Origin of the sequence: Pseudomonas sp. QTF5, assembly GCF_000512695.2 — a bacterium.
Taxonomy (GTDB): domain Bacteria; phylum Pseudomonadota; class Gammaproteobacteria; order Pseudomonadales; family Pseudomonadaceae; genus Aquipseudomonas.
In genome coordinates this window covers 28,207-42,485 of the sequence record NZ_AZRW02000013.1, presented here as the reverse complement: position 1 = coordinate 42,485, position 14,279 = coordinate 28,207, and the positions used below count along the sequence as shown (strand labels likewise).

Genomic DNA, 14,279 nt, shown 5'->3' with positions numbered 1-14,279 from the left:
GGGCTGCTGCACAAGTGGTCATGAGGATTATTGTTCATTTCCACAAAACCCGGCGATTCATACACGCCCTTGTAGGAGCACGGCTTGCCGGAGATGGCGTACTCAAGATCGCCATCGCCGGCAAGCCGTGCTCCTACAGGGATTTGCGTCGGTCAAAAATCTGCGCTTACACCACAGACCAATGTAGGAGCCTGCTCGCGATAGCGGTGGGTCAGTCAACATTAAGTTAGATGTGACGGCCTCATCGCGGGCAAGCTCCCACAGGGGGGCCTGTGTCGATCACACGGTTTGTTGGCGATCACGAACTAATGTGGGAACTCGCGACGAGGCCAGCCCAAACAACACAACCCTTCAGGCCCGCCGCACCTGCAGCAAATCCGCCGCACACGACGCAATCCGCTGACACGCATCCGCCAGCCGCCTCTGATCCACTACCAACCCTATGCGAATATGCCCCGCCGCGCTCGGCCCGAAAGCTTCGCCGGCCAACACCGACACGCCATACTCTTCAAGCAGTCGCTCGGCAAAATCCTGGGCCCCAAGCCCGGTCTGGCGCACGTCGACCATCACGAACATCCCGCCATCGGGCCTGATCGGCCGGATGCCCGGGCAACCGCTCAACCTCGCGCACACCAGGTCACGACGCTGGCGATACTCCTCGCGCATCAATGCCACTTCCGGCAAGTCTTTATCGAGGGCCACTTGCGCGGCTTTCTGGACGAAATCCGGAATCCCGAACAGCATGCACAACGACAGGTGCATCAAGTGTTCGGCCAGCGGTTTCGGGCCGATCATCCAGCCCACTCGCCAGCCGGTCATGGCATGGGATTTGGACACACTGTTGATAGTCGCCGTACGCTCCGCCATGCCCGGCAGGCTGGACGGGCTGATGTGCTCGCCCTCATACAACAGATCGCTGTAGACCTCGTCGCTGATCAGCCAGAGGTCATGCCTCACGCACAGTGCCGCCAGCGCCTGCCAGCTCTTCAACGACAGGCTGGCACCGGAGGGATTGTTCGGGCTGTTGAGCAGGATGACGCGGGTTTTAGGGGTGATCAGCGCCGCGACATCCGCCGGCTCGACCCGAAAGCCGTTCTCCGGACGCACCGCCACCGGCACCACGCTGGCCCCGCAGGCCCCGAACACGCCTTCATAGGTCACGTACATCGGCTCGGCGACGATCACTTCATCGCCCGGATCGAGCAGGCATTGCGCAACCGCATACACCGCACACTGCGCGCCGGGCAGCACGATCACATGGCCGGCGTCCACTTCCTGACCGCTGCGCTGCTGATGACGACGGGCGATGCTGCTGCGCAGGGAGCGGGTGCCGCGTACATCCGAGTAATGGGTGTCACCGGCCAGCAGGCTATCAATGGCGGCGTGGACGATCGGCAGCGGCGTGTCGAAATCCGGATCGCCGACCGACAGCAGCAGGACGTCGACGCCCTGCTCGCGCAATTCCAGCGCTCGATCGTGAATCTTCCAGGCTGCGGCTCCCTCACCGCCGATTCTCTGGGTCAAGGCTGAATAGCGCATGTACTTCTCCTAACGCGCGGGTTCCAGTTTCAACCCTATCTCAAATCACGAAACGCGCCACCATCGCGTTCAAATTCACCGCCAGTCGCGACAGTTCGTGGGTGGCGGTGCTGGTCTGGTTGGCGCCAGCTGCAGACTGGGTGGCCAGGTCGCGAATGTTCACCAGATTGCGGTCGACTTCACGGGATACCTGTGCCTGTTCTTCCGAGGCGCTGGCGATCACCAGGTTACGTTCGTTGATCAGCTGGATCGATGGGGTGATCTGCTCCAGGGCGATGCCCGCCGCACGGGCCAGCTCCAGGGTGCTTTGGGTGCGTTGATTGCTTTGTTGCATCGACGAGACCGCTTCACCGGTACCGTTCTGAATGCCAGCCACCATTTTCTCGATTTCCTGGGTCGACTGCGCGGTGCGATGGGCCAGCGCCCGAACCTCGTCCGCCACCACCGCAAAGCCACGCCCGGCCTCCCCGGCACGGGCCGCTTCGATCGCGGCGTTGAGGGCAAGCAGGTTGGTCTGCTCGGCAATGGCGCGGATCACGTCCAGCACTTTGCCGATGTCGCGGCCCTGCGCCGCCAGGCCCTCGATCATCAACGCCGTGTTTTGCACGTCGTGGGTCATGGTCTGGATCGCGTCAACGGTTTCCACCACCCGGTCACGACCTTCACGAGCAGCCTGAGTCGACTGGTTCGATGCTTCGGAGGTCGATACCGCATTGCGCGCCACTTCTTCCACGGCGGCAGTCATTTCGTTGACGGCGGTGGCGGCCTGTTCGATTTCGTTATTTTGTTGTTGCAGGCCACGGGATGCTTCTTGAGTCACGGTGCTGAGTTGTTCAGCGGCGGCGCCCAATTGCGTGGCGGAGCCGGCGATCTGTTCGATGGTTTTACGCAGGTTGGTCTGCATGGCGGACAAGGCGCCGAGCAAACGCGCCGGTTCGTCGTTGCCGTCGACTTCGATGACCTTGCTCAGGTTGCCACCGGCAATGGTTTCGGCTGCGAGCACCGCACGGTTCAGCGGCGTGAGAATGCTGCGGGTCAGCAACCAGGCCAGCAGCACGGTCAGCAGCGAAGCCATCACCGCCACCGTCACGATGCCGATAAAGGCTTCGCTGTAGTGCTCGCCCGCTTTCGCCGATGCAGCTTTGGCATCGGCGGCGTTGAGCGCCACCAGTTTGTTCAGTTGCTCGCCCATCTGATCGGTGCCCTCCTTGATCCGCGTGTTGATCAGGGTGCGCATCTCATCCAGTTTGTTCTGCCGCGACAGCTCCAGCATCTGACTCTGGGCTTGCAGGTAATTGTCGAGGGTTGTCGCGAAGGTTTTGTACAGCGCCGCTTCTTCGGGGCTGGCAGGCAAGGCGGCATAGCTTGTTTGGGAAGTGCGCAACTTGTCGACGAGCACGCCGATGCGCGTCTGAGCTTCCTGCAACGCCGCCGGGTCACGGTTGACCAGCACGCGGAACGAGAGAATTCGCATACGCAGAACGTTTTCCGTCATGTTGCCCAGAAACCCGATGCTGGGTAACTGTGTGGCTTCCATGCCCACAGAGGCCTGACGGATGATCGTCATGCGGTTCACGGCAAACACACCCAGCACGATGACCAGCAAGGCGATGAAGGCGAAACCCAGGAAAGCTCGAGGCGCGATTTTCAGATTACGCAGTGACATAGGATGATCTCGGTAATTGAGGCGGCGAGCATCCTTGCGGGGATCACTGTCGGGCGGGTAATGGCGCGCACCCTTTCAGCTTGGCGCCACTGTTGTAATTGGTTTGTGTGCGCCTGTTGGTTGTATCGGCCGGGGTTGAGGTTTTTGCAGGGGTTGGAGAAATAAATTTCTAGGGAGGCAGGAGTGCTTCAGTGGTGAAACACTGTGGCGAGGGGGCTTGCCCCCGTTGGGCTGCGCAGCAGTCGCAAATCCGGTGCATGCGGTGTGCCTGGCGGAATGAGGTTGCAGGTTTTTAGGACTGCTTCGCAGCCCAACGGGGGCAAGCCCCCTCGCCACAGGGATTTCTTTCTGCTGAGGATTGGGTCAGGCCTTGCGGGCCGCCACCCGCCACACCCGCGCAATATCACGGGCGCGCTCGCGCAACAAACGCGGCGCGTCGGAGCAGGCCTGCTCCAGTGTCATCGGCCCGCTTGCCAACGCGAATGACGCATCGATGCCATGCTCATACAGCGCCTGATACCCCTCGCCCAAGGTGCCGGCGATGACGATGACCGGCACGCCGTGCTGGCGTGCAATGCGCGCCACGCCAAACGGAGTTTTACCGCGCAACGTCTGGGCATCGAAACGCCCCTCACCGGTAATCACCAGGTCGGCGCCTTTGACCGCCTCGGCCAAACCCACCAGTTCAGCGACCACTTCCACGCCAGCCTGAAATTGCGCGCCGAGAAACGCCTTCGCGGCAAACCCCAGGCCGCCCGCCGCGCCGCTGCCCGGTTCGTCGCGCACGTCTTTGTCCAGGACTTGGGCGCAGCGTTCGGCAAAGTGCCCGAGGGCGTGATCCAGTTGCTCGACTTGCTCGGGTGACGCGCCTTTCTGCGGGCCGAAAATCGCTGAGGCACCGTGAGGGCCGCACAGCGGGTTATTGACGTCGGCGGCGATGTCGAAGCGCACCTTGGCCAGACGCGGATCGATGTTGCTTAGATCAAGACGGGCCAGTTGCGCCAGAGCCAGACCGCCAGGCATCAGGACTTGACCCTGAGCGTCCAGCAGCTTCACGCCCAAAGCCTGCATCGCTCCAGCGCCGCCGTCGTTGGTGGCGCTGCCGCCAATCGCCAGGATCACCCGTTGCGCGCCGGCATCCAGCGCGGCGCGGATCAATTCCCCGGTGCCGAAGGTGCTGCTGGTGCAGGCATCGCGCAGGTTCGGCGCAACCAATTGCAGGCCACTGGCCTCGGCCATTTCGATGATTGCGGTGTGGCTCTGCGGCAGCCAGCCCCAGGCGGCATCGACCGTTGCGCCCAACGGCCCGCGAACGCGGGTGCGGCGCCGCTCTCCGTCGCACGCGGCGAGAATCGATTCGACCGTGCCTTCCCCACCGTCCGCCATCGGGCATTTGAGCAATTGTGCGTCCGGCCAGACCTCGGCCAGTCCGAGCGCGATGGCATCCGCCACGCCTTGGGCGCTGAGGCTGTCCTTGAACGAGTCGGGGGCGATGACGATTTTCATGCGAATTCTCCAGTTCCAATGCGTCCATGCTGCCAGCCGCCATGAACAATAACGCCGGTCCGCTGCACAAGCGGGCATGAGGATTATTGTTCATTTCCACAAAACCCAGGATTGATAGCGATTGGGATGGCCTCTTCGCGGGCAAGCCTCGCTCTTGTAGGAGCGAGGCTTGCCCGCGAAGGCGTCCTTACAATCACCACCTCTCTAATCAGTTTGCGGCAGAAGCTGAACGCCCAGATACAGCGCCAACATCCCATCCAACCGCAACGGATCAACCCCACTCAACTCGGCAATCCGCTCCATGCGGTAACGCAAACTGTTGCGATGGATCCCCAGCGCATCGGCACAGGCCTGGCTCTGGCCGTCGTGTTCGCACCAACTGCGCAGCGTCGCCAGCAGTTGACCATTACCATCCTTGGCGATGACTTTGCGCAACGGCCGCAGCAATTCATCCAGCGCATCGTCATTGCGGTGCCGCCAGAGCATCACCGGCAGCCGATAACGGTTCAGGGTTAGCAATCGCGAATGCGGCAGCACATCGCGTCCATAGGCCAGCAAATCACCGACCCGCCGATAGCAGCGGCGCAACCCCGACAATCCATCAGCCTGCCCGCCCACGGCAATGCGCAAAATATTCCAGCCGAGGCCATCGAGCTTCTCCAGCAACCGATCGTTCTCGATCGCAGGCGTCGCCGGTCGGCACCACAGCAACGAAGACTTGGCCGAGCTCACGCACCAACTGTCCGGGTAGCGCGACATCAGCCAGGCGCTGAGCGCTTCGACGGTCTGGCCGGGACCGTGTTCCATGCCCAACTCGAACAGGTACGGCACCCGCGTCAATTGCGGTTTGAGCCCCAGTTGCTGCGCTTCATCCAGCAACCGCGGCGAATCCCCCGCCTCGCTGAGCAGCAGCGCCAACAGGTCATCACAACGCTGCCGCCGCCATTGCTGCTCGGCCTGCTGATTGCGCTGGCCCACCAGCATCTCGGCGGTCATGCGCACCAGTTCGGCGTAGGTGCGCAATTGTTCAGGCTCGCCGGTAATGCCCAGCACACCAATCAAACGCTGATCGAGCAACAGCGGCAGGTTGATCCCCGGTTGCACGCCTTTGAGGTGAATCGCGGTCTGCGCATCGATCTCCACCACGCGCCCGTTGGCCAGCACCAATTGCGCGCCTTCGTGGCGGGTGTTGATGCGCTCCGGTTCGCCGCTGCCGAGAATCAGCCCCTGGCTGTCCATGACATTGACGTTGTGCGGCAGGATGGCCATCGCCCGGTCGACGATGTCCTGGGCCAGGTCGTGATCGAGTTCGAACATAGCGCGGTTCCTTGAAAACGTGATGGAACGGGTTGTTCACCCGCACAGGCCTTGGTCATAAACCCTGTGCTCAGGCACAAAGACAATCACCCAAGGGGTGGCCGAGACTCACTGGGCGATCAACGTTACCCTTGCGTCGCAAAAAATCATAATAAAGAGAGAGCCCGCCATGTCACAGAGCGCCGCAGCTACCCTGGCCACCGCTGACGACAAAAACGCCGTCTACAAACGCATTACCCTGCGTTTGATCCCCTTCATCTTCATCTGCTACCTGTTCAACTACCTTGACCGGGTGAACGTCGGGTTTGCCAAACTGCAGATGCTCGACGCACTGAAATTCAGCGAAACCGTGTACGGCCTTGGCGCCGGGATCTTCTTCATCGGCTACGTACTCTGTGGCGTACCGAGCAACCTGGCTTTGACCAAATTCGGCCCGCGACGCTGGATCGCGCTGATGATGATCACCTGGGGCACGCTGTCGACTTGCCTGTTGTTCGTCACTACACCGACCGAGTTCTACACCCTGCGCCTGTTTACCGGTGCGGCCGAAGCGGGGTTCTTCCCGGGCGTGGTGCTGTACCTCTCGCAGTGGTTCCCGACGTTCCGTCGTGGTCGCATCATGGCGCTGTTCATGTCGGCGATCCCGGTGTCCGGCCTGCTCGGCAGTCCGTTTTCTGGCTGGATCCTCAACCACTTCGGCGCAGGCCAGGCCGGTTTGACCGGCTGGCAGTGGATGTTCCTGCTGCAAGGCATTCCGACCGTTATTCTCGGCGCCCTCGCCTACTTCCTGCTCAGCGACAGTTACGCCAACGCCAAGTGGCTGACCCCTTACGAGCGTTCGGTGCTTGAGGCCGATCACGCTGAAGACCTGGCCAGCAAGCCGAAAACCGCTACCGATTCCTTGCTGGCGGTGTTCAAGAACCCGGCGATCTGGGCCTTCGGCCTGATTTATTTCTGCATCCAGAGCGGTGTCTACGCGATCAACTTCTGGCTGCCGTCGATCATCAAGAACCTGGGTTTCAGCGATAACCTGGTGATTGGTTGGCTCAGTGCGATTCCGTATCTGCTGGCGGCGGTGTTCATGTTGATGGTCGGTCGCTCGGCGGACCTGCGCAAAGAACGCCGCTGGCACTTGGTGGTGCCGATGCTGATGGGCGCGGTGGGCCTGTTGATCGCGGTGAACTTCGCCGCCAACCCGACCATCGCCATCCTCGGTCTGACCATCGCCACCATGGGCGCCCTCACCGGCCTGCCGATGTTCTGGCCGGTGCCGACCGCCATGCTTAGCGCGGGTGCGGCTGCCGGTGGCTTGGCGTTGATCAACTCCATGGGGCAGATGGCGGGTTTCCTTAGCCCGTATCTGGTGGGTTGGGTCAAGGACAGCACCGGGTCGACCGATGCGGCGCTTTATCTGCTGGCGGGTGTGATTGTTTGTGGGAGTTTGCTGGCGTTGCGCATGACCCGGACGTTGCGGGTTTAGGTTCTGCGAAAACAAAAACGGCCCTTTCGGGCCGTTTCTCATTTCATGGATGCACAGATGCTTCTGTGGCGAGGGAGCTTGCTCCCGCTGGGTTGCGAAGCGACCCTAAAACCTGCAACCGCGTATTTTCAGGCACACCGCATAAACCGGTTTTGCGACTGCTTCGCAGCCGAGCGGGAGCAAGCTCCCTCGCCACAATGGATCGCTCAGTTCTGAGGATCGAGGTTATCCAGCACCCGGTTGACGGCCAGCTCACCGAGCATGACCACCGATTGAATCCCCAACATCATGTTGCGATGTGGCATGTCCATCAACCCGGCGAACTCACTGAGCATCACGCTAGCTGACGCCAGGGATTCGCAGGCGTTGACCAGCAGGGTTTCGTTATCGACCTTTGCACCCACGTGGTAGATGGTGCTGGGTTTGCGCGCGGTGTCTTTGGGGGTGGGCGGTTTGAGGTAGTGGTCGAGGGCGCGATCGGCGGCTTCGTGGAGCTTTTTGGAATCGAGGGATTCGTAGGGGGATGTTGGATCGGTTTCTGGTGGATTTGGCGTTGGTTTGAACATAAATAAAGCTCCTCTCATCGTATAAAGGAACCATCACCCTTCGCTACCAAACGTAGGGTGGCGGCCATGCGCAGGTTGGTAGACCGGGATGCGAGGAGACCGGCGCGCTCGAAAGCGCCCTGTGCATGACCACCATAAAGCAGAGTCGAACAAACACTGCAAATCATGATGCTTATGCACCTCGCAACGGGCTACCAAACCCCATCACTGTTTTTCAGCGACAAGGAAACGATATAGCCCGGGCCAAAGATGCACTAGCCGGCGGATTCTGGCGTAGTCGTAGGCAACGGCGCAAGGATGTGTAGCCTCTGAGAGCATCCATCGATGCCATTTAAACATTGCTGTTTATTGCCACTTATCCAATGTGGGACTGAGTCAATAATTCCGATTGCTCCCAGCCACGGTTCTGGTATTTGATTAGGCCTTTCTGACCGGTAAAAGGATTTCGTCATGAGCTATCGCACGCTGGGTCATTCGGGTTTACAGGTGTCGACCCTCACATTGGGTACCATGATGTTCGGCGAACAGACCAGCACCGAAGATTCCCTGCGGATCATCGACAAGGCCTGGGACCAGGGCATCAACTTCATCGACACCGCGGACGTGTACACCAACGGCCGCTCCGAAGAGATCGTCGGCGAAGCGATTGCCGGCAACCGCCACGAATGGGTGCTGGCCACCAAGGTCGGCTTCGGCCCGGTGGATGGCGTGCCGAACCGCAGCGGTTTGAGTCGCAAGCATTTCTTTAATGGTCTCGAAGCCAGCCTGACCCGGCTCGGCACTGACTATCTCGACATCTATTACCTGCACCGCGAAGACCACAACACGCCGCTGGAAGTCACGGTGTCGGCCATTGGCGATTCGATCCGCCAGGGCAAGATTCGCTACTGGGGCTTGTCGAACTATCGCGGCTGGCGCATTGCCGAGGTGATTCGTGTAGCCGACAAACTCGGCATCGACCGTCCGATCATCAGTCAGCCGCTGTACAACATCGTCAACCGCCAGGCGGAGGCCGAGCAGATCACCGCCGCGCAAAACTACGGCCTGGGCGTGGTGCCTTACAGTCCGCTGGCGCGCGGAGTGCTCAGTGGCAAGTACGCGCCGGACGTGACGCCGGACGCCAACAGCCGCGCCGGTCGCCAGGACAAACGCATCCTGGAAACCGAATGGCGGGTCGAGTCCCTGCGCATCGCCCAGCAAATTCAGCAATACACTCAAGACCGTGGCGTGGGCATCGTCGAGTTCGCCATCGCGTGGGTGCTAAACAACAGCGCCGTCACCTCAGCCATCGTCGGTCCGCGCACCGAAGAACAGTGGGACGCGTACACCAAGGCGCAAGCGGTGAAGATCACGGCGGAAGATGAAGCCTTTATCGATTCGCTGGTGACACCGGGACATGCGTCGACGCCGGGGTTCAATGACGTGAGCCATTTTGTGTCGGGGCGTAAACCGGGTACGGCTTGAGATTTATCGCGAGCAGGCTCGCTCCCACAGGGGGATTGTGTCGACTGCAAAATTGTGTACCGCATCGGTCAAAATGTGGGAGCGGCGGTGCGGCGATCCGACTTGCTCGCGAAGACGGTTTCACATTCAACATTGATATTGGCTGGCAGACCGCTTTCGCGAGCAAGCCCGCTCCCACAGGGTTTAGTGTGGACCGCAGGTATTGAGTACACACCGGCCAAATGTGGGAGCGAACCTGCTCGCGATGGCAGTGTTGCAAGCACCCTTTGAATAGGCTGTCTGCCACACTCGATGGGTATTGATCGTTCGGACAATTTCAGGTTCGAAAACCACGTATCCTCTGCGCCCGCTTCACGCTCTACAATGTCACGCGAGGGCAGTTTGTCTAAAGGTATCGCTCTATCGGTCACAGCCTCGGTGCTGTTTGCCGTCATGTATTACTACACTTCGCTGCTCTCACCTTTGAGCGGCGTGGAGATCTTCGGTTGGCGGATGCTGCTGACCGCGCCATGCATGACTGTGTTCATGGTGGTGTCCGGTGAGTGGAAGCGCGTGGTCGAGATTGTTCGGCGGCTGGCTGGCAAGCCAAAGCTGATTGTCGGCCTGATTGGCTCCGCAGTGCTGCTGGGCCTGCAACTCTGGTTGTTCATGTGGGCACCGCTCAACGATTATAGCCTCGACGTGTCGCTGGGGTATTTCCTGTTGCCGCTGTCGATGGTCCTGACCGGACGAATCGTCTATGGCGAGCGTCTTTCCTACCTGCAGAAAATGGCCGTGTTCTTCGCCAGCCTAGGCGTGCTCAACGAGTTGTATCAGGTCGGCGGTTTTTCCTGGGCGACCTTGCTGGTGGTGGTCGGCTATCCGATCTATTTCATCCTGCGCAAGCGCCTGGCCACGGACAACCTTGGCGGGCTCTGGCTGGATATGGCGTTGATGCTGCCGGTGGCGTTCTGGTTCGTGCAGGGCGGTGAGCAAGGCTTTGGCGTTTTCGATCAGTACCCGATGTTGTCCTGGCTGATTCCGCTACTCGGCGTGATCAGCGCTTCGGCGCTGGTGGTCTACATCATTGCCAGCCGTTTGCTGCCGTTCAGCCTGTTCGGGTTGTTGAGTTACGTCGAACCGGTGCTGTTGCTCGGCGTGGCGTTACTGTTGGGGGAAAGCATCAAGCCCGGCGAATGGCTGACCTATATTCCGATCTGGTTGGCGGTACTGGTGTTGGTGTTTGAAGGGTTCAAGCATTTGATGCGTCATCGACGATAAGCCAAGCAATGACGAACCCTGTGGGAGCGGGTTGCTCGCGAAAGCGGTGTGCCAGACAACATTAATGTCGACTGACACTCCCTCTTCGCGAGCAAGCCCGCTCCCACATTGGTTTTGCATGATCCAAAAAAAAGCCCGGCCAGCATTGCTGCTGACCGGGCTTTCTTACATCTGAAACGGCTTAATCGGTGGAGAGCACGCCCCGACGAACCTGATCACGTTCGATGGACTCGAACAGCGCCTTGAAGTTACCTTCGCCGAAACCATCGTCGCCTTTACGCTGGATGAATTCGAAGAACACCGGGCCCATCAGGGTTTCCGAGAAGATTTGCAGCAGCAGACGCTTGTCGCCCGACTCGGACGAACCGTCCAGCAAAATGCCTCGTGCTTGCAGTTGATCGACCGGTTCGCCATGGTTCGGCAAACGGCCTTCGAGCATTTCGTAGTAGGTGTCTGGCGGCGGCGTCATGAAGCGCATGCCGATGCTTTTCAAGTGATCCCAGGTCTTGATCAGGTCATCGCTGAGGAAGGCCACGTGCTGAATGCCCTCCCCGTTGAATTGCATCAGGAACTCTTCGATCTGCCCGGCGCCCTTGGACGACTCTTCGTTCAGCGGGATACGGATCATGCCGTCCGGCGCGGTCATCGCCTTGGAGGTCAGGCCGGTGTATTCGCCTTTGATGTCGAAGTAACGGATCTCGCGGAAGTTGAACAGCTTCTCGTAGAAGTTCGCCCAGTAAGCCATGCGACCGCGATACACGTTGTGGGTCAGGTGATCGATGATCTTCAGGCCGGCCCCGACCGGGTTGCGGTCCACGCCTTCGATGAACACGAAGTCGATGTCATAGATCGAGCTGCCTTCGCCGAAACGGTCGATCAGGTACAGCGGCGCGCCGCCAATGCCTTTGATCGCCGGCAGGTGCAGTTCCATCGGACCGGTTTCGATGTGGATCGGTTGGGCACCGAGTTCCAGGGCACGCTTGTAGGCCTTTTGCGAATCCTTGACGCGGAACGCCATGCCGCACACCGACGGGCCGTGCTCGGCCGCGAAGTAAGACGCCACGCTGTTCGGTTCGTTGTTGAGGATCAGGTTGATCGCGCCCTGACGATACAGGTGCACGTCTTTGGAACGGTGGGTCGCGACTTTGCTGAAGCCCATGATCTCGAAGATCGGCTCCAGGGTGTTAGGGGTCGGCGATGCGAATTCGATGAACTCAAAGCCCATCAGGCCCATTGGGTTTTCGTATAAATCTGCCATTTTGGCGCCTCATCATTTCTTATCAATTAACGGATCGTTAGTTGCTAGCAATGCTGAGACCGGCGGGTGGCGCACAGGAGATGCCCCGCACACTGCGGGCGAGGAAGTCACCGTAGATCAATTGAAACCCAAATATCTTCATTGTCGACCCAAGGCTCTTGCGGGCGAGGCTTCTGCTGCCAGAAGAGGATTATTCTTATATGCGTAACCCGATTCTACACAGCGTAAATCAGTTGTCCATCCTTCTTATAAAATCCCCCTTTTCGCAGCCTGTGCAAGCGGTTTGTTGCACAGAAAAATCCCCGCCAGGATCAGCCCACCGCCCAGGCACATCACCGGGGTCAATTGCTCGCCCAGCAGCAACGCGCCAAACAAAACGGCGGTCAGCGGGTTCAAGGCGATGAACACACCCGAACGCGTCGCACCGATTTTGCGGATACCGTCGTAATAACCAATATAGGCCAATGCCGAACCCAGCACGCCCAGGTACATCAGGCTCAACCATTGTTGCGTGCCGAGTTCGGCGAGCGCCGCGACACTCAGCTCGCCACGCACGGCGCTGGTCACCCAGAGCATCAGCGTGCCCAGCAAAATCGAGTACGTCACCGTCTGCACCGGCCCCAGCGTTTGATTCAGGCCTTTGGAAAACAGCGAATAAATGCCCCAACCGAGCACGCAGCCGAAGATCAACAGATCGCCGATCCAGGCATCCGTACCACCGGCCAGCAATTGCGGATTGCGACTGACGATCACCAGACTGGCGCCGGCAATGCAGATCGCAATACCCGCCACTTTCGCCCCGCTCAATCGCTCCTTGAACAGCAACCACGACGCCAGACCAATCACGGCCGGGTTCAACGCCACGATTAATGACGCCCGTGACGCGTTGATGTAATGCAGCCCGTAAAAGAAGCACAGGTTGTAGAAGAAGATCCCGAAGAATCCCAATAACGCTAACTGCAGCCATTGCCGAGGGCTAGGTCGCACCAAAGGCACCCGCGCCAGCAACAGAAACAGCAGCAACGCCGCGCTCGCCAGCAAGAACCGCAGGCTCGCGGCCAATAACGGACTGAGGCTGTCGGCCAGAAATCGCCCGGCGACAAACGTCCCGCCCCAGATCATGGTGACCGCTGCCAGTTTCAGATAAACCGGTACATCCGAGGAATTCGCCAGGGTCTGTTCACACGTAGTCATAAGTCTCCACCATCAGAAATCGGGCACATGGCGTATCATTCGACTAATTCCAGATCATCGTAAAATGAGTAAATACTCATGACCCTCACACAACTCGAGATTTTCTCGCTGGTGGCCGAACTGCGCGGCTTCACGGCGGCGGCCAATCGTTTGGAAATTTCCCAATCCGCGGTGTCTCACGCGCTCAAGTCGCTGGAACAGGAATTGGGCGTCGAACTGCTGCGCCGGCATCAGTCTCACGTCGAGCTGAGTGACATCGGCCAGCAGCTATTGCTGCGCGCTCGGGCAATGCTCGGGCTGGCCAGCACCTTGCGCCAGGAAGCGGCGGATGCTCGCGGAATGAAATGCGGCACCCTGCGCATCGGCTCGTTCGGTCCGACTTCATCGATCAAACTGCTGCCGAAAATCCTGCAACATTACCGCGCTGCACACCCGGGCATCGAGGTTCACATCGACGAAGGACCGGATCGCCAGGTGATCCAGTGGCTGGAAGAACGGCGTATCGATATCGGCTTCGTGGTATTGCCCCAGGAACGTTTCGACACGTTCAGGCTGATCGAGGACCAGATGGTCGCGCTGCTACCTGCCGACCATGCGCTGGCCGGTCGCGACAGGTTGAGCTTGAGCGATTTGTGCCACGACCCTTTTGTGCTGACCGAAGCCGGCTCTTCGGAACTGGTGTCGCGCTTATTCAATGCGGCGCGATTGACGCCGAACATTCGCTATCGCTGCTCGCAGTTGCTCAGCACGCTGGCCACCGTCGGCCGTGGCGATGCCCTGACCGTTGTTGCCGAAGGCTCTTTGCCTGACGACAACGACAACCGCTACGTGAAAAAACCTCTGTCGCCACCGGTCAGCCGCCCGGTCGGGCTGGCGGTGCTCGATCAGCGTCAGTCATCACCTGCGACGCTGGCCTTTATCAAACTGGCTTCGAGCCTGAATGATCATTGAACGGCATAAATGCTGTCGGCCAACTATCATGGCTGAACTCTTCCGGGAGACGTGTCTCCCTGCCAACCTTTGAGTGCC

At 59.8% G+C, this 14,279-nt stretch carries 11 protein-coding genes; 4 read left to right on the top strand and 7 right to left on the bottom strand.

The features are described from left to right. Nucleotides 1-351: 351 nt before the first annotated feature. The 4 genes from IC37_RS13070 to IC37_RS13055 all read right to left on the bottom strand — a co-directional run bounded on the left by IC37_RS13070 (nucleotide 352) and on the right by IC37_RS13055 (nucleotide 6,028). The gene (locus IC37_RS13070; protein ID WP_030131418.1) at nucleotides 352-1,539 is read right to left on the bottom strand and encodes a pyridoxal phosphate-dependent aminotransferase; all 1,188 of its coding nucleotides are present in this window, start codon (nucleotides 1,537-1,539) and stop codon (nucleotides 352-354) included. Between the two features lie 40 nt (nucleotides 1,540-1,579). After that, complete coding sequence (locus IC37_RS13065) at nucleotides 1,580-3,205, bottom strand: methyl-accepting chemotaxis protein (protein ID WP_030131419.1); 1,626 nt, start codon at nucleotides 3,203-3,205, stop codon at nucleotides 1,580-1,582. 363 nt (nucleotides 3,206-3,568) lie between these two features. Further along, a complete protein-coding gene (locus IC37_RS13060; protein WP_030131420.1) occupies nucleotides 3,569-4,711 on the bottom strand; it encodes a glycerate kinase in 1,143 nt (380 codons plus the stop codon). A 204-nt stretch (nucleotides 4,712-4,915) separates the two neighbouring features. Then, entirely contained in the window at nucleotides 4,916-6,028 is a 1,113-nt protein-coding gene (locus tag IC37_RS13055) for a sugar diacid recognition domain-containing protein (protein WP_030131421.1), read from the bottom strand. A 169-nt stretch (nucleotides 6,029-6,197) separates the two neighbouring features. Here IC37_RS13055 and IC37_RS13050 point away from each other — a divergent pair, with 169 nt between their 5' ends. Continuing rightward, nucleotides 6,198-7,508 (top strand): MFS transporter, encoded by a 1,311-nt coding sequence (locus IC37_RS13050; protein ID WP_030131422.1) that lies wholly within the window; start codon nucleotides 6,198-6,200, stop codon nucleotides 7,506-7,508. A 206-nt stretch (nucleotides 7,509-7,714) separates the two neighbouring features. Here the strand turns inward: IC37_RS13050 and IC37_RS13045 are convergent, their stop codons facing one another. Further along, entirely contained in the window at nucleotides 7,715-8,074 is a 360-nt protein-coding gene (locus IC37_RS13045; protein WP_030131423.1) for a DUF6124 family protein, read from the bottom strand. Between the two features lie 450 nt (nucleotides 8,075-8,524). Here IC37_RS13045 and IC37_RS13040 point away from each other — a divergent pair, with 450 nt between their 5' ends. Together IC37_RS13040 and rarD are read left to right on the top strand one after the other, a co-directional pair. Then, nucleotides 8,525-9,538, top strand: coding sequence for an aldo/keto reductase (locus tag IC37_RS13040; RefSeq protein WP_030131424.1), 1,014 nt, complete (start codon nucleotides 8,525-8,527; stop codon nucleotides 9,536-9,538). A 381-nt stretch (nucleotides 9,539-9,919) separates the two neighbouring features. Further along, nucleotides 9,920-10,798, top strand: coding sequence for an EamA family transporter RarD (gene rarD / locus IC37_RS13030; RefSeq protein WP_030131425.1), 879 nt, complete (start codon nucleotides 9,920-9,922; stop codon nucleotides 10,796-10,798). A gap of 181 nt (nucleotides 10,799-10,979) precedes the next feature. Here rarD and hppD read toward each other — a convergent pair whose 3' ends face one another. Both hppD and IC37_RS13020 read right to left on the bottom strand, forming a co-directional pair. Further along, nucleotides 10,980-12,056: a 4-hydroxyphenylpyruvate dioxygenase gene (gene hppD / locus IC37_RS13025; RefSeq protein ID WP_030131426.1), complete on the bottom strand. Its 1,077-nt coding sequence runs from the start codon at nucleotides 12,054-12,056 to the stop codon at nucleotides 10,980-10,982. Nucleotides 12,057-12,302: 246 nt separating this feature from the next. Beyond that, nucleotides 12,303-13,250 (bottom strand): DMT family transporter, encoded by a 948-nt coding sequence (locus IC37_RS13020; protein ID WP_030131427.1) that lies wholly within the window; start codon nucleotides 13,248-13,250, stop codon nucleotides 12,303-12,305. Nucleotides 13,251-13,328: 78 nt separating this feature from the next. On the opposite strand from IC37_RS13020, the gene IC37_RS13015 reads away from it, so the two are divergent. Beyond that, nucleotides 13,329-14,201, top strand: coding sequence for a LysR family transcriptional regulator (locus tag IC37_RS13015; protein ID WP_030131428.1), 873 nt, complete (start codon nucleotides 13,329-13,331; stop codon nucleotides 14,199-14,201). Nucleotides 14,202-14,279 lie beyond the last annotated feature (78 nt).

Bases quoted from the DNA above. Each gene is read 5' to 3' on its own strand.
- IC37_RS13070 (WP_030131418.1), bottom strand. From the start codon at position 1,539: ATGCGCTATTCAGCCTTGACCCAGAGAATCGGCGGTGAGGGAGCCGCA.
- IC37_RS13055 (WP_030131421.1), bottom strand. From the start codon at position 6,028: ATGTTCGAACTCGATCACGACCTGGCCCAGGACATCGTCGACCGGGCG.
- IC37_RS13020 (WP_030131427.1), bottom strand. From the start codon at position 13,250: ATGACTACGTGTGAACAGACCCTGGCGAATTCCTCGGATGTACCGGTT.
- hppD (WP_030131426.1), bottom strand. From the start codon at position 12,056: ATGGCAGATTTATACGAAAACCCAATGGGCCTGATGGGCTTTGAGTTC.
- IC37_RS13065 (WP_030131419.1), bottom strand. From the start codon at position 3,205: ATGTCACTGCGTAATCTGAAAATCGCGCCTCGAGCTTTCCTGGGTTTC.
- IC37_RS13060 (WP_030131420.1), bottom strand. From the start codon at position 4,711: ATGAAAATCGTCATCGCCCCCGACTCGTTCAAGGACAGCCTCAGCGCC.
- IC37_RS13040 (WP_030131424.1), top strand. From the start codon at position 8,525: ATGAGCTATCGCACGCTGGGTCATTCGGGTTTACAGGTGTCGACCCTC.
- IC37_RS13015 (WP_030131428.1), top strand. From the start codon at position 13,329: ATGACCCTCACACAACTCGAGATTTTCTCGCTGGTGGCCGAACTGCGC.
- IC37_RS13045 (WP_030131423.1), bottom strand. From the start codon at position 8,074: ATGTTCAAACCAACGCCAAATCCACCAGAAACCGATCCAACATCCCCC.
- IC37_RS13050 (WP_030131422.1), top strand. From the start codon at position 6,198: ATGTCACAGAGCGCCGCAGCTACCCTGGCCACCGCTGACGACAAAAAC.